18 protein-coding genes and 2 tRNA genes are annotated in these 21,613 nt (G+C 72.3%); 10 read left to right on the top strand and 10 right to left on the bottom strand.

Going from position 1 to position 21,613, the window contains the following annotated elements; translation table 11 throughout:
* Positions 1 to 330 precede the first annotated feature (330 nt).
* Together ACFXHB_RS19150 and ACFXHB_RS19145 are read right to left on the bottom strand one after the other, a co-directional pair.
* Positions 331 to 1,107 (bottom strand): hypothetical protein, encoded by a 777-nt coding sequence (locus tag ACFXHB_RS19150; protein WP_380575593.1) that lies wholly within the window; start codon positions 1,105 to 1,107, stop codon positions 331 to 333.
* Positions 1,108 to 1,311: 204 nt separating this feature from the next.
* Positions 1,312 to 3,141 (bottom strand): phosphatidylglycerol lysyltransferase domain-containing protein, encoded by a 1,830-nt coding sequence (locus tag ACFXHB_RS19145; RefSeq protein WP_380575591.1) that lies wholly within the window; start codon positions 3,139 to 3,141, stop codon positions 1,312 to 1,314.
* A 315-nt stretch (positions 3,142 to 3,456) separates the two neighbouring features.
* Here ACFXHB_RS19145 and ACFXHB_RS19140 point away from each other — a divergent pair, with 315 nt between their 5' ends.
* Together ACFXHB_RS19140 and ACFXHB_RS19135 are read left to right on the top strand one after the other, a co-directional pair.
* Positions 3,457 to 4,128, top strand: a complete 672-nt coding sequence (locus ACFXHB_RS19140; protein WP_380575620.1) for a response regulator — start codon at positions 3,457 to 3,459, stop codon at positions 4,126 to 4,128.
* Positions 4,125 to 5,270 (top strand): sensor histidine kinase, encoded by a 1,146-nt coding sequence (locus ACFXHB_RS19135; protein WP_380575590.1) that lies wholly within the window; start codon positions 4,125 to 4,127, stop codon positions 5,268 to 5,270. The genes ACFXHB_RS19140 and ACFXHB_RS19135 overlap by 4 nt, the downstream gene beginning before the upstream one ends.
* Positions 5,271 to 5,358: 88 nt before the next feature.
* Here the strand turns inward: ACFXHB_RS19135 and ACFXHB_RS19130 are convergent.
* A tRNA-Leu gene (locus tag ACFXHB_RS19130) sits at positions 5,359 to 5,442 on the bottom strand.
* Between the two features lie 417 nt (positions 5,443 to 5,859).
* On the opposite strand from ACFXHB_RS19130, the gene ACFXHB_RS19125 reads away from it, so the two are divergent.
* From ACFXHB_RS19125 to pknB, 6 genes are all read left to right on the top strand, one after another.
* Complete coding sequence (locus tag ACFXHB_RS19125; RefSeq protein ID WP_380575589.1) at positions 5,860 to 6,744, top strand: FhaA domain-containing protein; 885 nt, start codon at positions 5,860 to 5,862, stop codon at positions 6,742 to 6,744.
* Between the two features lie 46 nt (positions 6,745 to 6,790).
* Positions 6,791 to 7,333 (top strand): FHA domain-containing protein, encoded by a 543-nt coding sequence (locus tag ACFXHB_RS19120; protein ID WP_380575588.1) that lies wholly within the window; start codon positions 6,791 to 6,793, stop codon positions 7,331 to 7,333.
* A gap of 53 nt (positions 7,334 to 7,386) precedes the next feature.
* Positions 7,387 to 9,048: a PP2C family protein-serine/threonine phosphatase gene (locus ACFXHB_RS19115; protein WP_380575587.1), complete on the top strand. Its 1,662-nt coding sequence runs from the start codon at positions 7,387 to 7,389 to the stop codon at positions 9,046 to 9,048.
* 157 nt (positions 9,049 to 9,205) lie between these two features.
* Positions 9,206 to 10,582 (top strand): FtsW/RodA/SpoVE family cell cycle protein, encoded by a 1,377-nt coding sequence (locus tag ACFXHB_RS19110; RefSeq protein WP_380575618.1) that lies wholly within the window; start codon positions 9,206 to 9,208, stop codon positions 10,580 to 10,582.
* Positions 10,579 to 12,036: a peptidoglycan D,D-transpeptidase FtsI family protein gene (locus ACFXHB_RS19105; protein ID WP_380575586.1), complete on the top strand. Its 1,458-nt coding sequence runs from the start codon at positions 10,579 to 10,581 to the stop codon at positions 12,034 to 12,036. The genes ACFXHB_RS19110 and ACFXHB_RS19105 overlap by 4 nt, the downstream gene beginning before the upstream one ends.
* A gap of 261 nt (positions 12,037 to 12,297) precedes the next feature.
* A complete protein-coding gene (gene pknB / locus ACFXHB_RS19100; RefSeq protein WP_380575584.1) occupies positions 12,298 to 14,454 on the top strand; it encodes a Stk1 family PASTA domain-containing Ser/Thr kinase in 2,157 nt (718 codons plus the stop codon).
* 244 nt (positions 14,455 to 14,698) lie between these two features.
* Here pknB and ACFXHB_RS19095 read toward each other — a convergent pair whose 3' ends face one another.
* From ACFXHB_RS19095 to ACFXHB_RS19075, 5 genes are all read right to left on the bottom strand, one after another.
* On the bottom strand, positions 14,699 to 15,490 hold the full coding sequence (locus ACFXHB_RS19095) for a class E sortase (RefSeq protein WP_380575583.1): 792 nt from the start codon (positions 15,488 to 15,490) through the stop codon (positions 14,699 to 14,701).
* 55 nt (positions 15,491 to 15,545) lie between these two features.
* Positions 15,546 to 16,712 (bottom strand): class E sortase, encoded by a 1,167-nt coding sequence (locus tag ACFXHB_RS19090; protein ID WP_380575582.1) that lies wholly within the window; start codon positions 16,710 to 16,712, stop codon positions 15,546 to 15,548.
* A gap of 5 nt (positions 16,713 to 16,717) precedes the next feature.
* A complete protein-coding gene (locus tag ACFXHB_RS19085; protein WP_380575581.1) occupies positions 16,718 to 17,380 on the bottom strand; it encodes an aminodeoxychorismate/anthranilate synthase component II in 663 nt (220 codons plus the stop codon).
* A 56-nt stretch (positions 17,381 to 17,436) separates the two neighbouring features.
* A complete protein-coding gene (locus tag ACFXHB_RS19080; RefSeq protein WP_329488814.1) occupies positions 17,437 to 17,613 on the bottom strand; it encodes a hypothetical protein in 177 nt (58 codons plus the stop codon).
* A gap of 139 nt (positions 17,614 to 17,752) precedes the next feature.
* Positions 17,753 to 18,514 (bottom strand): DUF881 domain-containing protein, encoded by a 762-nt coding sequence (locus tag ACFXHB_RS19075; protein ID WP_380575580.1) that lies wholly within the window; start codon positions 18,512 to 18,514, stop codon positions 17,753 to 17,755.
* Positions 18,515 to 18,686: 172 nt separating this feature from the next.
* Between ACFXHB_RS19075 and crgA the strand changes: the two genes are divergently transcribed.
* Entirely contained in the window at positions 18,687 to 18,935 is a 249-nt protein-coding gene (gene crgA / locus ACFXHB_RS19070) for a cell division protein CrgA (RefSeq protein ID WP_360632516.1), read from the top strand.
* A 313-nt stretch (positions 18,936 to 19,248) separates the two neighbouring features.
* Here the strand turns inward: crgA and ACFXHB_RS19065 are convergent, their stop codons facing one another.
* On the bottom strand, positions 19,249 to 20,154 hold the full coding sequence (locus ACFXHB_RS19065) for a rhomboid family intramembrane serine protease (RefSeq protein WP_380575579.1): 906 nt from the start codon (positions 20,152 to 20,154) through the stop codon (positions 19,249 to 19,251).
* Between the two features lie 274 nt (positions 20,155 to 20,428).
* Between ACFXHB_RS19065 and ACFXHB_RS19060 the strand changes: the two genes are divergently transcribed.
* Positions 20,429 to 21,301, top strand: coding sequence for a DUF5324 family protein (locus ACFXHB_RS19060; protein ID WP_380575577.1), 873 nt, complete (start codon positions 20,429 to 20,431; stop codon positions 21,299 to 21,301).
* An 88-nt stretch (positions 21,302 to 21,389) separates the two neighbouring features.
* On the opposite strand, the gene ACFXHB_RS19055 is transcribed toward ACFXHB_RS19060, so the two are convergent.
* Positions 21,390 to 21,462 (bottom strand) — tRNA-Ala (locus ACFXHB_RS19055).
* Between the last annotated feature and the right edge of the window lie 151 nt (positions 21,463 to 21,613).

The following is a 21,613-nucleotide window of genomic DNA, read 5'->3' as shown; positions in this document are numbered from 1 at the left end:
CGCGTCGTCCTCGCTTGCCCTCCTTGCCCGCCATCGGGCAGGAGGGGCCCACCCTTTCGGCACCGGCGCGGCCCTTCGGCTCGGGGCGCGCCGTAGGTGGCTCGGGTCAAAGCGCGCGGGCGGGGGTCAGAACCGGTGGCCAAGGCCACAACGCCCGGGCCGAGGTCGGACGCCGGCGCGGCCCATCGGCTCGGGGTGGACCGGTCGGGGCCGGGGCAGCCGAGTACGGGCGTCCCCAGGGACCGGCCCTGACGGACGAGGCCCGGTGTCGGGGCCAGGGGCTTCGTGCCCCTGGCCCCGACACCGGGCCGCCGTGCTCCGGTCCTGCGGCTACGGCAGGGCCGCGCCCGCCGAGTGGCGGCGGCGGGCCTCCGTGGCCACCTCGATCGAGGCGGCCGTGGCCACCGAGGCCGCCGCGCCGACCCCGGCCAGCACCCGGGGCCAGAAGTCCCCGAACACCTCCACCGAGACGGCGATCAGCAGCGCGGTGATCACCGCGACGACGTGCTCCAGACCCGCCAGGTTCGGCAGGACGACCGCCTCGCCGACCATCAGCGCGACCACCAGACCGGCCGTGAACCAGGCCCGGCAGCGGAACGCGATGCAGATCGCCAGCGCCACCACCGCCGCCGACGGGCCGGTGTCGCGGACGTAGGCCACCCACTTCGGGAAGCCGAACATGTGGTCCGGGCCGATCGCCACGCCGACCCGGGCGAACAGCGTCCCGGCCAGGGTGCAGGCGTAGGCCACCACCAGGGTCAGCCGCCGCCCGAGCACGATCTCGGCGATCCCGAAGACCACGAACACCTGGGCCAGCGCCCCCCAGACCGGCAGGTCCAGCGCCGGCACGTACAACGACAGCGGTGTGCGCAGCAGCGAGACGTCCAGCGGCAGCGCCGCCTTCACCACCCCGATGTGGGTGACGAACCGCTCCCCGCCCGGCAGGTGCTGCACAACGCTGAACAGCAGGATCAGCGCGGTCGCCGCCGTGGCCAGCGGAACGGCGGCGAACTTCTTCGCCACCAGCCGCTCCCGGACCGTCCCGAACAACGTCCCCCACTCGGCGACAGCGGCCGCACCGGCAATAGCCAGCGGCCCCTTTCGCACGCCCCCCGCGTGGGTCCTGTGAATCACAACCGTCTCTCCAAATCCCCGAAGCCGCGAACGCCTTCTCGACCACTCCAACATTAGAAGCCGGTTAAAGAATCCACATCGGCATAAAAGTTGAGCTGTCTCATCCTCTGGGGGGAGAGAAAACCCCGAAGGCCCCCCATCCGGACGACCGGCCCCCTCCGCCCCCCGGCGGAGGGGCTACCCCTTCCCGTCCCGCGCCGCCGGCGGCACCGGGCGCCCCGCGTCGGCGGCTCCCCGGTGTCGGCGACGGAACAGGGCGGGCAGACTCGGTGCGGTGATGAAGCCCTCGGCCCGCGCGCTGGCGATGCCGATCCGCGGAATCTCGCTGCTCTTCTCGAACAGCAGATAGCGCGGTTCCCAGATGGGGCGGTACTTGGCGTTGGCCCGGTACAGCGATTCGATCTGCCACCAGCGCGAGAAGAAGCCCAGCACCGAGCGCCAGAGCCGGAGCACCGGCCCCGCGCCGAGGCGCGACCCGCGCTCGAAAACGGAACGGAACATCGCGAAGTTCAGCGACACCCGGGCCAGCTGGACCTCCTGCGCGCGCTGCAGGAGCTCGATCACCATGAACTCCATCAGGCCGTTCTCGGTGTCCCTGGCCCGACGCATGAGATCCAGCGAGAGTCCGTCCACGCCCCAGGGCACGAAGCTGAGCAGCGCCTTCAGCTCACCGTCCCCGTCGTGGCACTCCAGCATCACGCAGCGCCCGTCGCCCGGGTCGCCGAGGCGGCCGAGCGCCATCGAGAAGCCGCGCTCGGTCGCGCCGTCGCGCCACTGGTCGGCCTTGGCGACCAGCTGGGCCATCTCGCACTCGGGGATGTCCTGGTGGCGCCGGATCCGCACCGTGTACCCGGCCCGCTTGACCCGGTTGTACGCCTGGCGGACCACCCGCATCGCGCGACCGTCCAGCGAGAACTCGTCCAGCTCGACGATCGCCTCGTCACCCAGTTCCAGCGCGTCCAGCCCGTGCCGGGCGTAGATCACCCCGGCCTCCTCGGAGGCGCCCATCACGGCCGGCGCCCAGGCGTGCTCGCGGGCCTCGGACAGCCAGGCCTCGATCGCGCCCGGCCAGGCCTCCGGGTCCCCGATCGGATCGCCCGAGGCCAGCGAGACCCCGCCGACCACCCGGTAGGTCACCGCCGCCTTGCCGCTGGGGGAGAAGACCACCGCCTTGTCCCGGCGCAGCGCGAAGTAGCCGAGCGAGTCCCGCTCGCCCTGCTTGTCGAGCAGGCCCCGCAGCCGCTCCTCGTCCTCCGGGGTCAGCAGTTCCTTGTCCCTGGGGCTGCGGAACGCCACGTAGAGGACCAGCAGGAAGAGGACCGCGCCCATCGCGTTGATCACGGCGTTGACCCAGGTCGGCGCCGAGATCACCGACCGCAGGTGCTCGGAGGGCGTGATGGTGATCATCCGGCCGACCGAGTAGCGGAAGAGGTCCCAGAAGTCGGCGCCCCGCGCGGTGTTGTTCGCCCAGACCAGCAGCGCGCCGACCACACCGCCGAAGGCCAGGCCGCCGACGAAGGTGGCCGCCGCCGTCTTCGGGTTGGAGCTGTCGCCCTTGGAGGTGAACTCCTTCCGCCCGACCAGCAGCGCCAGGACGAACAGGCAGGTCAGCACGGTGGAGATGTAGTTGAGCGGGTGCCGGTTGAACCGCTCGTCGGGCACCGCCATGGCGGCCAGGTAGAGCAGCGCGAAGAGCCCGGCCAGCGCGAAGTTGAAGATCCACGCGGCCCGCTTGCGCCGTCGCATCGCGATCGCCAGGAACACCGACAGCACCGCGGTGCTCAGACCGGCCGTCATCAGGTACGGAGTGAAGTACTCGCCCTCGTTGTGCTCGGTCACCTGGTCCCGGAACGGCACCAGCAGCACCGTCACCAGGTTCAGCAGCGCGATCAGGCGCAGGTACCAGACGGTCGCCGCGGCGGCCCTCGGGCGCCAGCGCTCCAGCAGGCCGGCGGGCCGGGGCCCGGCGGACGCGGCGGACGGCTCCGACTTCACAGTGGACGACACAGCTCAATTCCAAACGATCAGATGGTGGGGCGCATCCGCACACGGGCCGGCGCCGGGCATCCGTGCGCCCGACGGACTGACCGGCGACCCTGGCCATGACCGGAAACCGGTGAAGGGGCAGCCAACTCCATGGTTCCCCACCCCGGGTGAGAATTACGTGAACCCGGTAGCCGATTCCCACCCCCGCCGAACGGCGGGGGTGTCCGGGCGACCGGCGTTCGGCACCCCACCCCCACTGGCCCTAGTCTCGAAATGCTCGACGACACCGCGTCGAGCGGACCGGCCGGGCCCGGCCGCCCGAACCGAGGAGGGACCATCACCCCCACCCGCGTGCTGATCGTGGACGACGAGATCCTGGTCCGTTCCGGCCTCGGCCTCATCGTCGGCTCCGCCCCCGACCTGGAGGTGGTCGGCGACTGCTCCGGCGGCCAGGCCGAGGCGTACGTCCAGCGCCTGCGCCCGCACGTGGTGCTGCTCGACATCCGGATGCCCGACCTCGACGGCATCTCGGTGCTGCGCCGGCTGCGCGCCCTGCCCGACCCGCCGGCGGTGGCGATGCTCACCACCTTCAACACCGACGAGTACATCGGCACCGCGCTGCGCGCCGGCGCGGCCGGCTTCCTGCTCAAGGACACCGCCCCGGAGCAGCTGGTGCACGCCGTCCGGGTGCTCGCGGCCGGTGGCAGCATCCTCTCCCCGACCGTCACCCGCACCGTGATCGGCGGCTACGTGGACGGCGGCGGCCCGGACGCCGAAGCGGCCTCGCTGGCCCGGACCCTCACGAGCCGCGAACTCGACGTCCTGGCCCTGCTCGGCGAGGGCCTGTCCAACGCCGAGATCGCCGACCGGCTCTTCCTGGGCACCGGCACGGTGAAGGACCACATCAGCGCGATCCTCGGCAAGCTCGGCGTCGCCAACCGGGTGCAGGCCGCCGTGGTGGCCCACCGGGCCGGCCTGGTGCGGCCGAAACCCGGCAGCGGGGCATGACCGCCGTCGGTCCGCCACCCGCCAGACGCCTGCCGGCCTGGCTCACCGCCCCCTGGCTGATGCTGCTGCTGCCGGCCCTGTACTCGCTGATGGACGCCGCGCTGGTGGCCCGGGGCGCGCCCCTGTGGCAGGTCCTGCTCTCGCTGCTCGCGGCCGTCGTCCTGCCCTGGCGCCGGCGCTTCCCGGTCACCGTGCTGCTGCTCACCATGCCGGGCAGCTATCTCGGCGACATCTGGCTGGCCCCGATCACCGCCGTCTACACGGTGGCCGCCGAGCGGCCCGCCCCCCGGGTGGTGGTCCCCTGCGCGACCCTCTTCGCCCTGGTCGAGTTCTTCCACTGGCCGCTCTCCGAGCAGTCCCTCGAACCGAGCCGGGAGACCGCGCTCTACGCGATCCAGTCGGTGATGCTGGCCGCCGGCCCGGCCGCCACCGGGCTGCTCTCCCGTACCCGCCGGGAGCTGGCGGCCCGGCTGGACGAGCTGACCCGGGGCCAGGCCCGGGAGAGCCGGCTGCTCGCCGAGCGGGTGCTGATCAGCGAGCGCGGCCGGCTCGCCCGCGAGATGCACGACGTGGTCTCGCACCAGGTCAGCCTGATCAGCATCCAGGCCGGCGCGCTGCAGGTCAGTACCGCCGACCCGGCCGCGGCGGCCACCGCCCGGACGATCCGGGAGCTCTCCGTGCGCACCCTGGAGGAGCTGCGGCAGATGGTCGGCGTGCTGCGCGCGGCCGGCTCGCGCCCGGACGTCCCGCTCGCCCCGCAGCCCCGGCTGGCGGACCTCCCCCGGCTGATCGAGGAGAGCGGCCTGACCGCCGAGACCGAGCTGGCACCGGGCGACCGGCCCTGGCCCGAGGCGGTCGAACGGGCCGCCTACCGGACGGTCCAGGAGGCGCTCACCAACATCACCAAGTACGCCCCGCAGGCCACCGTGCACGTCCGGCTGCGCGCGGTCGGCCGCCGGCTCCGGGTCGAGGTCCGCAACGACGCCCCACCGGTCCGGCCGGCCGAGACCCTGCCGGGCGGCGGGCACGGCCTGGTCGGTCTGCGGGAGCGGGCCCAGCTGCTGGGCGGCACCCTGGTCGCCGGCACCACCGCCGACGGCGGCTTCGCGGTGCGGGCCGACCTCCCCGCCAACCGGGAGTGACCGCGCGGCGCCGCTCCGCGGCCGGGCGCCGGTCCGCTCCGGAACACGAGAAAGCCCCGCAGATCCGAAGATCTGCGGGGCTTCGCTGTGCGCGAGGGGGGAGTTGAACCCCCACGCCCTTTCGGGCACTGGAACCTGAATCCAGCGCGTCTGCCTATTCCGCCACCCGCGCATGGGTGTTTGTCGTGGTTGCCAGCCGACCAGCCGATCCGCTCGGTACCATGTGGCCTTCGCGGTTCTTCGGTCCGGCTCCCTTGCGGGCGCCCCTTCCGACATGCAAAACAGTAGCACGACCTGCGGGCCGCCTCCGAATCCGTTTCCCGGGGCGGCCGAACGCATCCGAACGGATGCCCGGACGAACAGGCGAGCGAGGGATGCGGGGCAGTTCGGACGGGTAGCCCTGGCATGCCGAGGCCGCCATGCGTCACCCTGTGTGTCCGAGCCCACCCCCGGGCACCACGCGGTCCGGGAACCGTATGGATGGCCCCGGCGTGGATACGATCAGTACGGAAGTACCGCAAGTAGGCGCGACCGGCTCCCCGGGATCCGGTCGGCAGGCAGGCGAACGAACCCTGGAAGGGGGTGCCCCATGGGAGTGCTGAAGAAGTTCGAGCAGCGACTCGAGGGTCTCGTCAACGGCACCTTCGCCAAGGTGTTCAAATCCGAGGTCCAGCCCGTGGAGATCGCCGGCGCGCTGCAGCGCGAGTGCGACAACAACGCGAGCATCTGGAACCGCGACCGCACCGTCGTGCCCAACGACTTCATCGTCGAGCTGAGCCCGCACGACTTCGAGCGGCTGAGCCCCTACTCCGGTCAGCTGGGCACCGAGCTGGCCGGCATGGTCCGCGAGTACGCCGAGGCCCAGCGGTACTCCTTCATGGGCCCGCTCCAGGTGAACCTGGAGAAGGCCGACGATCTGGACACCGGCCTCTACCGGGTGCGCAGCCGCACCCTGGCCGCCGAGGAGCCGTCGGCGCAGGCCGCGCCGCAGCAGGCCCCGCCGCAGCCCACCCAGGGCGGCGGCTACGGCCGGCCGCCGGCCCCGCCGGCCCCCGGCGCACCGTGGCAGCAGCAGGGCGCCGCCCCCTACAGCGCGCCCCCGCCGCCGGCCGCGCCCCCCGCCATGCCCGCCGGACCGCCGGCCGCCGCGGGCGGCAACGTCCGCCCGTTCCCCGGCGCCGGCCACGGCACCGCGGTGCGCCGCTGGATCGAGGTCAACGGCTCCCGGCACCAGATCACCGGGAACGCCTGCGTGCTCGGCCGCTCCACCGAGGCCGACGTGCGGATCGACGACCCGGGGGTCTCCCGCAAGCACGCCGAGATCCGGCCCGGCACCCCCTCGATGGTGCTCGACCTCGGATCCACCAACGGCATCGTGGTGGACGGACAGCACACCCAGCGCGCTACGCTCCGCGACGGCTCACGAATCGTCGTGGGTTCCACCACCATCGTCTACCGACAGGTCGAAGGGTAGTGTCCGATTTGTTCGCGCGCTTCGCTCACTCACGGGCGGGCCGGCCATGTCAGAACTGACCCTGACGGTCATGCGGCTGGGTTTCCTGGCCGTGCTGTGGCTGTTCGTCATCGTCGCGGTCCAGGTGATCCGCAGTGACCTGTTCGGGACCAGGGTGAACCCCCGTTCCTCCCGTCGGGGCGGTGCCGCCACCGCGGCCACCGCCACCACGGCCCCGGTGGCCGCCCCCGGGCGGGCCCCGCAGGGCCAGCCCGCCCCCGCCCCCCAGACCCAGGGCGGCGGCCGGCGCCGCGGCGCCCCGACCCAGCTGGTCGTGGTGCAGGGCTCGCTGGCCGGGACGACCGTCGCGCTGCAGGGCCAGACCATCACGCTGGGCCGCGCGCACGACTCCACCATCGTGCTGGACGACGACTACGCGTCCTCCCGGCATGCCAGGATCTATCCGGATCAGACTGGGCAGTGGACGGTCGAGGATCTAGGCTCCACCAACGGCACCTATCTGGACCGGCAGCGCCTGACGGCGCCGACCCCGCTCCAGCCGGGCATGCCGATCCGTATCGGCAGGACCGTCATCGAACTGCGGAAGTAGTAGCGCATGAGGGACAGCATCCCGTCCATGACCCAGAGGGGGGCTCAGGTCGCATGACCCTGGTGCTGCGCTTCGCCGCCGGCTCCCACAAGGGGCTGATCCGGGAGGGTAACGAGGACTCCGGCTACGCCGGGCCGCGGCTGCTGGCCGTGGCCGACGGCATGGGCGGCGCCGCGGCCGGCGAGGTCGCGTCCTCCGAGGTGCTCGGCTCGATCGTCCGACTGGACGAGGACGTGCCCGGCGCCGACCTGCTGACCCTGCTCGGTGACGCCGTCCAGGGCGCCAACGACCGCCTCCGGCAGATGGTCGAGGAGGACCCGCAGCTGGAGGGCATGGGCTGCACCCTCACCGCGATGCTCTGGACGGGCCAGCGGATGGGCCTGGTGCACGTCGGCGACTCCCGCGCCTACCTGCTGCGGGACGGCTCGCTGGTGCAGATCACCCAGGACCACACCTGGGTGCAGCGCCTGGTCGACGAGGGCCGGATCACGCCCGAGGAGGCCGAGACCCACCCGCAGCGCTCGCTGCTGATGCGGGCGCTGGACGGCCGCGGCCAGGTCGAGCCCGACCTGTCGATCCGCGAGGTCCGGGCGGGCGACCGCTACCTGATCTGCTCCGACGGCCTCTCCGGCCCGGTCAGCCACCAGACCCTCCAGGACACCCTCGGGAGCTTCTACTCCCCCGAGCAGACCGTGCAGGAGCTGATCCAGCTCGCCCTGCGCGGCGGTGGTCCGGACAACATCACCTGCATCGTGGCGGACGTCCTCGACGTCGGCGCCACGGACACCCTGAGCGGTCGGTTCAACGACGTCCCGATGGTGGTCGGCGCGGTCGCCGAGACCCCGCCCTCCTCGACCCTCGCCGACCAGTCGATCCGGGACACCCCGGCCGGCCGGGCGGCGGGCCTCGGCCGGCCGCCGCAGGGCGCCTTCGGCCCCGCGGAGGGCTACGACGGCGGCTACGGCGCCGCCCCGGCGGGCTTCGGCCCCGCCGAGGGCTACGACGGCGGCTACGGCTCCGGCGAACCCCCGGTGTACGGCACCGAGGAGTTCGACGAGGAGCAGCGGCCGAAGCGCAAGGGCAAGGGGCTCAAGCTCTCGCTCGCCGCGCTGGTCGCCCTGGGCGTGCTCGGCGGCGTCGGCTTCTTCGGCTACCAGTGGACCCAGGACCAGTACTACGTCGGCGTGGACGGCGACCACGTCGCGGTCTACCAGGGCCTCAACCAGAGCCTCGCCGGACTGAACCTGTCCTCGGTGCACACCTCGTACAAGGACGTCGAACTCAAGTACCTGCCGCAGGACCAGCGCACCCACGTCACCAACACCATCTCGGCCAGCAGCCTCGGCGACGCCGACGACAAGGTGAAGAAGCTGGGCGAGCAGGCGACGTTCTGCCACAAGGTGGCCGACGCCAGGACGGCCGCCGCCAACCCGGCGCTGCCGGGCGGCACGCCGGGCACCGCGCCCAGCGGCCAGCCGGGCACCACGCCCGCGGTGGCGCACGCCGGGTTCCTGGCGGCCACCTCGCCGGCGGCCTCGCCCAGCGGCCGGGCCCCGGCCGCCGCCGCTCCCAGCGCGACCTCGACCCCCTCGCCGACCCCGACCACGGCCGCCCCGAGCCAGAGCGCCGCCGCCCCGGCCACCGGGCCGCAGGGCGACCTGCCCGGCCTGACGGACGAGGAGCGGCAGAAGGCCGACTCCTGCCCCAAGCCGTGACGGCCGCGACCCGACATAGGCCCGCCCCGCGCGGGCCTGCCGGCCGTCAGGGAGCGGTCACCACGTGAGCACCTTCGACCTGAGCAACGGCGCCGACCGCCGGTCCGGCGGCGTACCGGCCGACCGGGCCTCCTCCCGACGCCGGCGCAACACCACCATCTCCCCGCCGGGCACGCCCAACCGACGCAACACCGAGCTGGCCATGCTGGCCTTCGCGGTGCTGCTGCCGGTCCTCGCGTACGCCAACGTGGGCCTCGCGATGGACGACTCGCTGCCGGCCGGCATGCTCGGCTACGGCCTCGGCATGGGGGCGCTGGCGCTGATCGCGCACCTGCTGATGCGCCGCTTCGCGCCCTACGCGGACCCGCTGATGCTGCCGATCGCCACCCTGCTCAACGGGCTCGGCGTGGTGATGATCTGGCGGCTCGACAAGGCCGGGAAGCTCCTGCACAACAACTACCCCGCGGCCGCCAACCAGCTGATGTGGTCGGGTCTCGGGGTCGGGTTCTTCATCTTTGTGATGATCTTCCTGAAGGACCACCGGGTCCTCCAGCGCTACACCTATATCTCGATGGCGGCGGCCCTGGTGCTGCTCGCGGCGCCGGCCTTCTTCCCGGCCCGCAAGGAGGACTTCGGCGCCAAGATCTGGATCCGGATGGGCTCCTTCTCGATCCAGCCCGGCGAGTTCGCCAAGATCATCCTGACCGTCTTCTTCGCCGGCTACCTGATGGTCAAGCGCGACGCCCTGGCCCTGGCCAGCCGCCGCTTCATGGGCCTCTACCTGCCGCGCGGCCGCGACCTCGGGCCGATCATCGTGATCTGGCTGCTCAGCCTGCTGATCCTGATCTTCGAGAACGACCTCGGCTCCTCCTTCCTGTACTTCGGCCTCTTCGTGGTGATGCTGTACGTCGCCACCGAGCGCACCAGCTGGATCGTCTTCGGCCTGCTGATGTCCGTCGGCGGCGCCGTCGCGGTGGCCTCCACCGCCAGCCACGTGAAGACCCGGATCGACGCCTGGCTCGACCCGATGGCCGCCTTCGCCCCCAAACCACCACCGGGGTCGACGGAACAGATCGGCCAGTCGCTGATGGCGCTGGGCTCCGGCGGCGTGACCGGCTCGGGCCTCGGCCAGGGCCGCTCCTGGCTGATCGACTTCGCCGCCAAGAGCGACTTCATCCTCGGCTCGTTCGGCGAGGAGCTCGGCCTCACCGGCCTGATGGCGATCTTCATGCTCTACGCCCTGCTGGTCCAGCGCGGTCTGCGCACCGCCGTCGCGGCCCGCGACCCGTTCGGCAAACTGTTCGCCGTCGGCCTCTCCTCCGCCATGGCGCTCCAGGTCTTCGTGGTCGCCGGCGGTGTCACCGGCCTGATCCCGCTGACCGGTATGACCATGCCGTTCCTCGCCCAGGGCGGATCCTCGGTGGTCGCCAACTGGGCCCTGGTCGCGATCCTGCTGAAGATCAGCGACAGCGCCCGCCGCCCCGGGGTGGAACCGGCCCCGGCCTCCGAGCTCCAGGGGGGAGCAGCCTCGTGAACAAGCCGATCCGCCGGGTCTCGATCTTCTGCCTGGTCCTGATCCTGGCCCTGATGGTGCGCACCAACTGGGTCCAGGGCGTCCAGGCCGACGCCTGGGCCACCAACAAGAACAACAAGCGGCAGGTGTACGACCGCTACGCCCACCCGCGCGGCAACATCGTCGTCGGCGGCCAGCCGGTCACCCAGTCCGACTTCGTCAACGGCCTGCGCTACAAGTACAAGCGCTCCTGGGTCGACGGCCCGATGTACGCGCCGGTGACCGGGTACTCCTCGCAGTCGTTCGGCGCCAGCCAGCTGGAGCAGCTGGAGGACGGCATCCTCTCCGGCACCGACGACCGGCTGTTCTTCCGCAACACCCTGGACATGCTGACCGGGGAGCCGAAGAAGGGCGGCGACGTCGTCACGACGATCAACGCCAAGGCCCAGAAGGCCGCGTTCGACGGCCTCGGCGGCAAGAAGGGCGCGGTGGTCGCGCTCGACCCGCGCACCGGCGCGATCCTGGCGCTGGTCTCCACGCCGTCCTACGACCCCGGCGTGTTCGCGGGCAGCGAGTCCGCCGACTCCAAGGCCTGGGTGGACCTCAACGCGGACCCGAACAAGCCGATGCTCAACCGCGCGCTGCGCGAGACGTACCCGCCCGGCTCGACGTTCAAGCTGGTCACCGCGACGGCGGCGTTCGAGAACGGCCTGTACCAGAACATCGACGACGCCACCGACACCCCGAACCCGTACGTGCTGCCGGGCACCAGGACCGAGCTCAAGAACGAGAGCGAGTTCGAGAAGTGTGAGAACGCCACGCTGAAGTCCGGCATGGACCAGTCCTGCAACACGGTCTACGGCAAGATCGGCGCCGACCTGGGCAAGGACAAGATGCGCTCCCAGGCCGAGAAGTTCGGCTTCAACAGCACGATCGACACCCCGGTCCGCTCCGAGAAGAGCGTCTTCCCCAGCAACTCCACCCCGGACGGCACCGCGCTGGACTCGATCGGCCAGCACGACACCCGGGCCACCCCGCTGCAGATGGCCATGGTCTCGGCCGCGATCGCCAACAACGGCTCGCTGATGCAGCCGTACCTGGTCGACCAGGAGCGCTCGGCCTCGCTGACCACCGTCTCGAAGCACACCGAGAAGCAGTTCTCCCAGCCGATGAGCCCGGCCACCGCGCAGAAGATGCAGGACCTGATGGTCTCGGTGGTCGAGAACGGCACCGGCAAGAACGCCCGGATCCCGGGTCTGACGGTCGGCGGCAAGACCGGTACCGCGCAGCACGGCGAGGACAACGCCGGGCTGCCGTTCGCCTGGTTCACCTCCTACGCCAAGACCGCCGACGGCCAGTCGGTCGCGGTGGCGGTCGTGGTCGAGGACGGCTCCAACAACCGTGACGGCATCAGCGGCGGAAGGCTCGCGGCGCCCGTCGCCAAGGCGGTGATGCAGGCCGCCCTCGGCAAGTAGCGGGCGGCCGCCACAGGTGCGTGGAATCTCACGATCGGCCCCGCCGTCCGGATACCGGTCTGGTATCGGCCGACGGCCGACTCCGGTCCGGCCCGGTGCGACCGGTAGCGTATCCGCAGCAGCGGGTGTGCCCGTTGCCGCCCGCGAGACGTCGAACGGTCCTGATCGCAGAACCATCCGGGGCCGGGCCGGCGTCACTCAGAGCGTGCGGGGACACCTACGTCACAACCTCACCGGCGGGTGAGGGAGAGGGTCGGAACTATGGAAGAGCCTCGTCGCCTAGGCGGCAGGTACGAGCTCGGCGGCGTCCTCGGGCGCGGCGGCATGGCCGAGGTGTACCTCGCCCATGACTCCCGGCTCGGCCGTTCCGTCGCCGTGAAGACGCTCCGGGCCGACATGGCCCGCGATCCGTCCTTCCAGGCCCGCTTCCGCCGTGAGGCGCAGTCCGCGGCATCACTGAACCACCCCGCGATCGTCGCCGTGTACGACACCGGCGAGGACTACATCGACGGCATCTCCATCCCGTACATCGTGATGGAGTACGTCGAGGGGTCCACCCTGCGGGAGCTGCTGCACTCCGGCCGCCGGCTGCTGCCGGAACGGGCGCTGGAGATGACCATCGGCATCCTCCAGGCCCTGGAGTACTCGCACCGGGCCGGCATCGTGCACCGCGACATCAAGCCCGCCAACGTGATGCTGACCCGGCAGGGCAACGTCAAGGTCATGGACTTCGGCATCGCCCGGGCGATGGGTGACGCCGGGATGACCATGACGCAGACCTCCGCCGTCATCGGGACCGCCCAGTACCTCTCCCCCGAGCAGGCCAAGGGTGAGCAGGTCGACGCCCGCTCGGACCTCTACTCCACCGGCTGCCTGCTGTACGAGCTGCTGACCGTGCGCCCGCCGTTCGTCGGCGACTCCCCGGTGGCGGTGGCCTACCAGCACGTCCGGGAGGAGGCGCAGCCGCCGTCCGCCTTCGACCCGGAGGTGCGCCCCGAGATCGACGCGATCGTGCTGAAGGCGCTCGCCAAGGACCGCGACTACCGCTACCAGAGCGCCGACGAGATGCGCGACGACATCGAGCGCTTCCTCGACGGCCTGCCGGTGGCCGCCGCCCAGCAGGCCGCCGCGTACGGCATGGGCGGTGCGGCCGGGTACGGCTACGACCAGAACGGCTACCCGCAGCACGACCCGTACGGCCAGACCAACATGCTGCCGCAGCACCCCGGCGGCGGGCCGACCACCATGCTGCCGCAGGCCGGCGGACAGCCCGGGTACGGCCAGCAGCCCGGCTACCAGGACGACGGCTACGGCCAGACCTACTCCGGTGCCCCGGGCGGCGGCGGCAACGACGGCTACGACGACGGCTACGGCCGCGGCGGGGGCCGGCGCGGCGAGGAGCCGCCGAAGAAGAGCAACACCTCCTGGATCGTGCTGGCGATCGCCGCCGTGCTGGTCCTGGTGGGCACCTTCTTCGTCGCCCAGGCGATGTTCGGCGACAAGAAGGGCGACGACAAGAAGGAAGCCGCCAAGATCGTCGCCCCGAGCCTGGTCGGCAAGAGCCTGGCGGACGCCAAGACCCTGGCCGCGCAGACCGGTCCGAAGCTGGTGGTGACCGAGGGCGAGAAGGTGGCCTGCCCGGACGCCGCCATCAAGAAGGACCAGGTCTGCACCCAGAACCCGGCGGCCGGCGGCCAGGTCGCGGAGACCGCCACGATCACGGTGCAGCTCTCCTCCGGCCCGGCCAAGGCGAGCGTGCCGAACGTCGTCGGCAAGACCAAGGACCAGGCGGTCAAGGCGCTCAACGACGCCGGCTTCACCAACGTGGTCCCCGAGTACAAGGACGACGACACGGCTCCGCAGGAGCAGGTCACCGCCCAGGACCCGGCGTCGGGCGCCCCGGGCGACCCGACCGCGCCGGTGAAGCTGACGGTCTCGCAGGGCAAGACCAAGGTCCAGGTCCCCAGTGTGCTCGGCCAGCAGAAGGAGGCCGCGCAGGCGACCCTGGAGAGCGCCGGCTTCCAGGTCGACGCCTCGAAGACGAGCCCGACCACCGACCCCACCAAGGTCAACACCGTCGCCTCGCAGTCGCTCCAGCCGAACAGCAAGGCCGCGGCCAACTCGAAGATCACCCTGACGATCTTCAAGGCCCCGGACAAGATCCAGGTCCCGCCGCTGCAGAACCTCACGCTGAGGGAGGCCGACAAACAGCTGAAGGCCCTCGGTCTGAGCTACAGCGTCACCCTGGGCCCGCAGGACCCGAACGCCCTGGTGCTGTCCTCGATGCCGGGCGCCGGCACCCAGGTCGACCCGAACACCTCGATCAGCCTGGTGACCCGGCCGGCCGATGCCAAAGGGGACACCAACCCCCCCAGCTCCCCGGCCACCAGCCCCACCAAAGGGGGGAACAACCCCTAGCCCCTGGTTCCCCTGGTTCTAGGTGAACCCGAGGGGCCCGCCACGGCCGGTACGCACGGCCGCGGCGGGCCCCTCCGCCGTTCTCCGCGGCCGGCCGCCGGCTCCCCGCCGTCCGGGCCCCGCCGGCCCGTTCTCCGGGCCCCTCCTGGCCGCTCTCCGGGACCGCTCGGGGCACTCCCGGCCCCCGGGCCCGGCGGCCCGCTCGGGCCGCCGTCCCGGGCCCGTCCGGGCCCGTCCGGGCCGGTCAGCCGCGGCGCAGCTCGGGCGGCGGCGTACGCCGGGCGTCCATGTCGTCCACCCGCACCAGGCTGCCCCAGACCGCCATCCGGTAGCGCGAGGTGTAGACCGGCGTACAGGTCGTCAGGGTGATGTACCGTCCCGGCCCCTGGTAGCCCGAGCCCTTGGGGACGGGGGCGACGATGCCGGTGTCGTACTTGGAGGTCTCCGGCAGGGTGCTGTCGACCTGGTAGACGTACCACTTGTCCTTGGTCTCGACCACGATCGCGGCGCCCTTGCGGACGGCGTCGAGGTCGTGGAACTTCGCCCCGTGGCCGTCCCGGTGGGCGGCCAGCGCGAAGTTGCCGCTCGCGTCCCAGGGCATCGCGGCGCGGTACGGCTGCTCGTACACCCCGGCGACGCCCTCGGCCAGGGTGTCGGCGTCGGTGCCCATCCGGATCAGCACCTGGTAGTCCTTGCCCATCGCGGGCACGTGCAGGAAGCCGACCGCGTCGCCCGCCGCGAAGGCCGGGCCGGGTGGCGCGGTGGGGCTCGGGACGCCGGGGGCGACCGGGGGGGCGCTCGTCGTCGGCCCCGCCGCCCAGGCGCTGCGCAGCCGGTCGGAGGCCCGCGACGCGGCCGCGTCGGCCTCCACGTTGGTCCACCAGAGCGAGTACGCGACGAACAGGCCGAGCACCAGGCCCAGAGTGATCAGCAGCTCGCCGAAGACGCCGAGCGCGGCCAATGCCCGGCCCCGGCCCCGCCGCCGGGCGGGCTCCGGCGGCGGGAACGCCTCCGCCGCCGTCTCCTCCTGGATCACCTGTACTCCCCCTCGCTCACTGGACACCCGGTGCGGCGGCCGTCCGCCGCGATCGCTAGCCGACCGTCAGGCCCGGCGGCTTGCCCTGGCTCCGCGGCCGTTCCTCGATCATCTTGCCAAAGATGATCAGCCGCGCCTTGGAACTGAACTCCGGGGTGCAGGTGGTCAGGGTGATGTAGCGGCCCGCCTGGTTGTAGCCGGAGCCGTTGGGCACCGGCTTGATCACGCTGACGTTGGACGGCGGAGTCTCCGGGATGCCGCCGGTGATCTCGTAGACGTAGTACGCGGTGGAGGTCTCCACCACGATCTTGTCGCCCTTGCCGAGCTGGTTGATGTGCCGGAACGGCTCGCCGTGGGTGTTGCGGTGCGCGGCCAGCGCGAAGTTGCCCGCCTTGTCGGCCGGCATCCCGGTACCGGTGTAGTGGCCGACCAGGCCCTTGTCGAGCACCGCCGACTTGGAGGTGCCCTCGGCGATCGGGAACTTCAGGCCCAGCTTGGGCAGGTGGATGATCGCGAAGCCCTTGCCCGGTTCGAAGGTCTCCGGCTTGGCCGGGTCCGGCGCGGGCTGACCGGGCGCGCCGGGTGCCGGCTGGGCCGCGTCGAACTGCTGCTCCAGCTGGTTGCGGGCACCGTCGGCGGCCGCGTCGGCCTGCACGTTGGTCCACCAGAGCTGGTAGGAGACGAAGAGCAGCATCACCAGGCCGAGCGTGATGCACAGCTCGCCGACGAGGCGCGCGACCACCACGGCCGGCGACTCCTTGGGCCGGGCCCGGCCCGCGGCGGCACCACCGGCGGCCCGGCGGCGCCCGCCGCCCGAGCGCACGGACATCCGGCCCTGCGCGGCACGCCGGCGCTCGGCGCGGCCGCCGGCCGGCGGCGCCACCTCGCCCTCGGCGAAGGCCGGGAGCCGCAACTGGAGGGTCTGGTCGGCCAGCCAGGGGTACTCGGGCTGCTCCGGGTGCGCCGAGGTGCCCGGCACGGGCTGCCCGGCCTGCTCGTAGACGCCCCAGCCGTCCTCGGCCCCGCCCTGCTCCGGCACGCCCGGCCCCGCCGACCGCGCCCCGTAGGGGTCGTACTCCTGGTACTGGCTGTTCGGCGGGTACTCGCCCCGGCCGTCGTACCGCGGGTCCGGTTGCCGGTGCCGGCCGCCCCGGCCGTACGCGTCGGCCCCCTGCGGATCCGCCCCCGACTGGTAACGCCCCTCCGGACGCACGGCGGTCATGCCGGTCAGCCCCGGCCGATCACCGGGGCGAGCCCGGCCGAACGGCCGACGGCCCGCGGATCGCCGCACTCCGCCAGCCAGTTGGCGAGCATCCGGTGCCCGCCCTCGGTGAGGACCGACTCCGGGTGGAACTGCACGCCCTCGACCGGCAGGCCGCGGTGGCGCAGGCCCATGATCACGCCGCTCGCGGTCCGGGCGGTCACCACCAGCTCGTCCGGCACGGTGGCCGGCTCGACCGCCAGCGAGTGGTACCGGGTCGCGGTGAGCGGCGAGGGCAGGCCCTCGAACACGCCGCCGTCCTCGTGCTCCACCAGCGAGGTCTTGCCGTGCAGCAGTTCGGGCGCCCGGCCGACCACCGCGCCGTACGCGACCGCGATCGACTGCAGGCCGAGGCAGACGCCGAAGACCGGCAGACCGATCCCCGCGCAGTGGTGGACCATGTCGACGCAGACCCCGGCCTCCTCGGGCGCGCCCGGTCCGGGGGAGAGCAGCACCCCGTCGAAGCCCTCGTCGCCCGCGCGACGCACCGCGTGCTCGACCGTCACCTCGTCGTTGCGCACCACCTCGCAGGTGGCGCCGAGCTGGTAGAGGTACTGGACCAGGTTGAAGACGAAGCTGTCGTAGTTGTCGACGACCAGGATGCGGGGCGAGGTCAGCTGGGTGGTCATTCGCGCGCTATCTCCGTGGGCTGCGGGGACTGGGGGAGGAACAGGGCCCGGCCGGGTCAGCCGGCGGCGCCGCCGTCGCCGTCCACTGTGACGTCGCCGAAGGGGAGCAGCGGTTCCGCCCACGGGAAGACATAAGTGAACAGGAGGTAGACCACCCCCAGGACGAGGAGCAGCGAGATGAGGGCCCGGACCAGGGGGTGCCCCGGAAGGTGTCGCCAGATCCAGCCGTACATGGTGCTCCCTCGACGCAACAGACTGGGGTCAAGAGTAGACCCGTGATCCGGGCGCGTGAGGCGGGCTTCCCCACCGGCGCCCGCCCGTCGCGCCCGGCGGGACCGGGCTGGGCCCGCACCGGCGGTCACCGGCCGCCGGTCACTGGCCCCCGGCCGAGCGCAGGTCGACCGTGCCGGAGTAGCCGGGCAGGGCGAGTTCGCCGCTCTCCTGGACCTTCCAGCCCAGCCCGTACGCCTGCACGTACTGCAGGTAGTTACGGATCGTCGGGTCCGCGTCCACGGCGGCCCGCAGCGCGTCGGTGCGCCCCACCGCCTTGACCACGTACGGCGGGGAGTACACCCGGCCCTGGAGCAGCAGGGTGTTGCCCACGCAGCGGACGGCGCTGGTGGAGATCAGCCGCTGGTCCATCACCTGGACGCCCTCGGCGCCGCCCCGCCAGAGCGCGTTGACCACCGCCTGGATGTCCTGCTGGTGGATGACCAGGTCGTTGACGCCGGGCTCGGGCACCCCGGGGATGCGCGCGGTGGCGTTCGGCGGGGCGTCGTTGAGCGTGACGGTCAGCCCGGGCCCCTGCAGCGGCTCCAGGGCGGCGGCCTGCTGGAGGGCGGTCAGCCGGGCGGCGTCGGCGGGGCTGCGGCCCTGCTGGTCGGTGAGTGCCTGGGAGCGCGCCTGGAGGTCGGCGAGCTGCGCCTGGGACTGCTGGTTCTGCGAGCTGCGCTGGCGTATCACGTCGCCGAGGCTCAGCAGCGAGTTGTCGGTCCGCAGATCGGTGCCGCGGGCGGTCTGCGCGCTGATGTAGAAGAGCAGTCCGGCGAGCGCGAAGACGGCGCAGGTCAGGGCACGGCCGACAATTCGGGTGCCGGCGGCGCGGGAGCGGGCAGGCCGAGGAGGAATCGACAAATTAGGCACCGTACCCTTATCTCCTTCAGACCCGCCGAGCCACTACGCTAACGGACGCCGGTGGCATGTGCGGGATCGGTTCCCCTAACGTTCTCCCACAGCCGCCACCACCAGCCGCCCCACCCGCTGAACCCCTGCGCGGTCTCACAGCGCATCGACAGGAGAGCTCCTCGTGCCGAAGTCTCGACTCCGCAAGAAGTCCGATTACACCCCGCCGACCACGGCCACGGTGAAGATCAGCTCGGGCCGAAGCTGGGTAGCCCCTCTGATGCTGGCACTGTTCCTGGTCGGTCTGGTCTGGATCGTCACCTATTACGTGACGAGCGGCAGCTGGCCGGTGGAGAGCTGGGCCAACTGGAACATCCTGGTGGGCTTCGGCTTCATCGCGGCAGGATTCGGCGTCTCCACGCAGTGGAAGTGACGCCGGGGCTGCTGCCCTGAGCGTTCTCCCCCGCCGCCCCGGGCTTCGTTCCGCGGGGCGGCGCTGTGGTGTGTCCGGATACCGCCCGACGGTTATCCCTCTTATCGCGCTTATCCACATGGTTATCCACACTGGGGAAAAGTCTCGCCAGCCTGTGGATAACTCGCGTCGAGCGCCGGTTCCGCGCTCCCGCACGCCCTCCCCCGAATGCGGAATCCGTACAGCAGGACACGCGTAGAACAACAGTCCACAGAACTGTGGTCGCACAGGCTGTGCACAACTCCCCACCCGCTGTGGACAAACGTCGGGAGCGTCACCCGCCGTAGCGGGCCGTCCCGATCAGGACCATCGCCAGCACCAGGCCCGCCACCCCCGCCACCGTCAGCGCCTGGACGGTCGCCCGGCGCTCCCGCGGCGCGTACATCAGCCCGGCCGCGGTCAGCGTGCCGGCGACCAGCCCGCCGATGTGCGCCCGCCAGTCGATGCCGGCGACCGAGAAGGTGACGATCAGGTTGAAGACCAGCAGCGCGATCACCGGTCCCAGCGGCGCCCGGCTCTGCTTGTGCATCACCACGGTGGCGCCGAGCAGCCCGAAGACGGCGCCGGAGGCCCCCAGCGAGTTCATGAAGCCGCCGGCCACCAGGAAGGCGAAGGCGCTGCCCGCCAGGCCCGACAGCAGGTAGAGGGCCAGGTAGCGGAGCCGGCCGAGCGCCGCCTCCAGCGAGGGGCCGATCACCCAGAGCATCACCATGTTGGTGCCGACGTGCCACGGCGCGACGTGCAGGAAGGTCGCGGTCAGCAACCGGTACCACTGGTCCGGGCCGGCCGCGACGCCGTACGGGAAGCCGGTGAGCTGCGGGCCGATGCTGTACAGCGAGAGGTCCCGGGACAGCCACGGCGTGAGCACGTAGGCGGCCAGCAGGAAGACCACGAGGTTGATCCCGATCAGGATCTTGGTGACCAGCGCGCCGTCCGTGCTCAGCTGCCCGCCGAACCGCGTGGTCGCCTGCCGCACCTGCCGGTTGTCCCCGCCGACGCACTCCGGACAGTGGAAGCCCACCGAGGCGTTCACCATGCACCGGGGGCAGATCGGCCGGTCGCACCGGGAGCAGGCGATGCCGGTCTCCTGCTCCCGGTGCCGGTAGCAGCGGCGCGGCCCGGACCCGCCGTCCGGCCGCGGCTCCTTGTCCGTGGGCGGCCTGGACTCGTCCGGGAGCATCAGCGGTAACCCTTCCCCTACATCGGCTGCGCGGCCCGGCCGGCACCCGCCGTACGGGTGGCACCGGGATCGCCAGCGTACTGCGACGGGTCGGCGCCGAGCGATCTCCACCGGCCCGATCCGGTCCTCGCCCGACCGGGCCGGGCGGACCGTCCCCGCCACGGGCCCGCGCCCCGCGTACGGCCCACTCCGGAGTGCTGTCGGACAAATCAGGATGCATGATCAGCATTCAGGTGGATATGTGCATAAAGGACGCCACCAGGAGGAGAGACTCGTGACCCGTTTGGACTCAGCTCGTGAGACGGCCGGCAAGACCCGGGACACTCTCGCGCCCTACGCCGCCACCGCCAAGGAGACCGCGGTGCACCTCGCGGACGGCGCGAAGCAGCGGCTGGGCCCCGCTGTGGACGCCATCGGGCCGAAGGCCTCCCAGGCGGCCCAGAACGCCCGCGTCCAGTACGTCAAGCACATCGCCCCGCAACTCGAACACGCCTTCGCCAGCCTGCCCCCGGAAGCCCAGAAGAACACCCTCAAGGCCCTGCACCGGGCCCAGGAGGCCGCCCTGGCGGCCCGGCTCTCCACCGTCCGCGCCGCCGACCAGGCCCGGTCCACCGTGGTCCCCAGGGTCACCCACGCGGTCGAGGAGGCCCGCGCCGGCGTCACCCCCGTGGCGCAGGAGGCCCACGCCCGCGGCGCCGCCGCGCTGACCGCGCTGCAGGGTCACGTCACCTCGGCCGAGATCAGCGCGCTCGCCGCACGGAACATCAAGAAGGAGCACCGCAACGGCTGGGCCACCGGCCTCGCCGTGGCGGGCGCCGTCGCGATCGGCAGCGGCATCCTGGTCTGGCAGTGGTGGCGCCACCAGGGCAACCCCGAGTGGCTGGTCGAGCCCCCGAACGGGGAGCCCGGCAAGGCCGACCCCGCCTCGCCCCAGCGCCCCGGCGGCTCGCACGCCGCGGGCAACGGACCGACGGGCGCCGGCACCGCTCCGGGCACCGCCACGAGCCCGCTGAACGGCTCCGCGGCCGAGACCGACGCCCCGGCGCGGCCCGGCGGCACCGACCCCGAGCCGGGCCCTCCGGCGCCCGGCGGGCCGGCCCACGAGGACGACCGCCCCAAGCCGCACGACCCGCGCAAGCCGCACTGACCGGCCGCACCCGCGCGAAACGCCGATCGGCCGCCGACCCGGGTTCGGGTCAGCGGCCGATCGGCTGTTCGTCCGTGGTGTTCTGCTGTGGAGCTTAGGAGACTCGAACTCCTGACATCTGCCTTGCAAAGGCAGCGCTCTACCAACTGAGCTAAAGCCCCTCGACGGCACCGCTTGTACCGCCGGGCACTAGCGTACCGGGTCCCGGCGCGAATCCCGCGCCCTGTCCCGACACTCGTCCCCGAGCGGTGCCCGAAGGCCGTCCGACCCGGTCACCCGACCGGGCCGGCCGGCCCGGGAGACGCCGTGCGG

Source organism: Kitasatospora sp. NPDC059327, from assembly GCF_042752535.1.
Lineage (GTDB): Bacteria > Actinomycetota > Actinomycetes > Streptomycetales > Streptomycetaceae > Kitasatospora.
The sequence above is the reverse complement of the archived record's forward strand: the minus strand, read 5'-3'. Positions and strand labels throughout refer to the sequence as shown.

What these genes read in the sequence shown, in the direction of transcription:
- ACFXHB_RS19135 (WP_380575590.1), top strand. Translation starts at nt 4,125, where the DNA reads ATGACCGCCGTCGGTCCGCCACCCGCCAGACGCCTGCCGGCCTGGCTC.
- ACFXHB_RS19125 (WP_380575589.1), top strand. Translation starts at nt 5,860, where the DNA reads ATGGGAGTGCTGAAGAAGTTCGAGCAGCGACTCGAGGGTCTCGTCAAC.
- ACFXHB_RS19120 (WP_380575588.1), top strand. Translation starts at nt 6,791, where the DNA reads ATGTCAGAACTGACCCTGACGGTCATGCGGCTGGGTTTCCTGGCCGTG.
- ACFXHB_RS19115 (WP_380575587.1), top strand. Translation starts at nt 7,387, where the DNA reads ATGACCCTGGTGCTGCGCTTCGCCGCCGGCTCCCACAAGGGGCTGATC.
- pknB (WP_380575584.1), top strand. Translation starts at nt 12,298, where the DNA reads ATGGAAGAGCCTCGTCGCCTAGGCGGCAGGTACGAGCTCGGCGGCGTC.
- ACFXHB_RS19090 (WP_380575582.1), bottom strand. Translation starts at nt 16,712, where the DNA reads ATGACCGCCGTGCGTCCGGAGGGGCGTTACCAGTCGGGGGCGGATCCG.
- ACFXHB_RS19085 (WP_380575581.1), bottom strand. Translation starts at nt 17,380, where the DNA reads ATGACCACCCAGCTGACCTCGCCCCGCATCCTGGTCGTCGACAACTAC.
- ACFXHB_RS19080 (WP_329488814.1), bottom strand. Translation starts at nt 17,613, where the DNA reads ATGTACGGCTGGATCTGGCGACACCTTCCGGGGCACCCCCTGGTCCGG.
- ACFXHB_RS19065 (WP_380575579.1), bottom strand. Translation starts at nt 20,154, where the DNA reads ATGCTCCCGGACGAGTCCAGGCCGCCCACGGACAAGGAGCCGCGGCCG.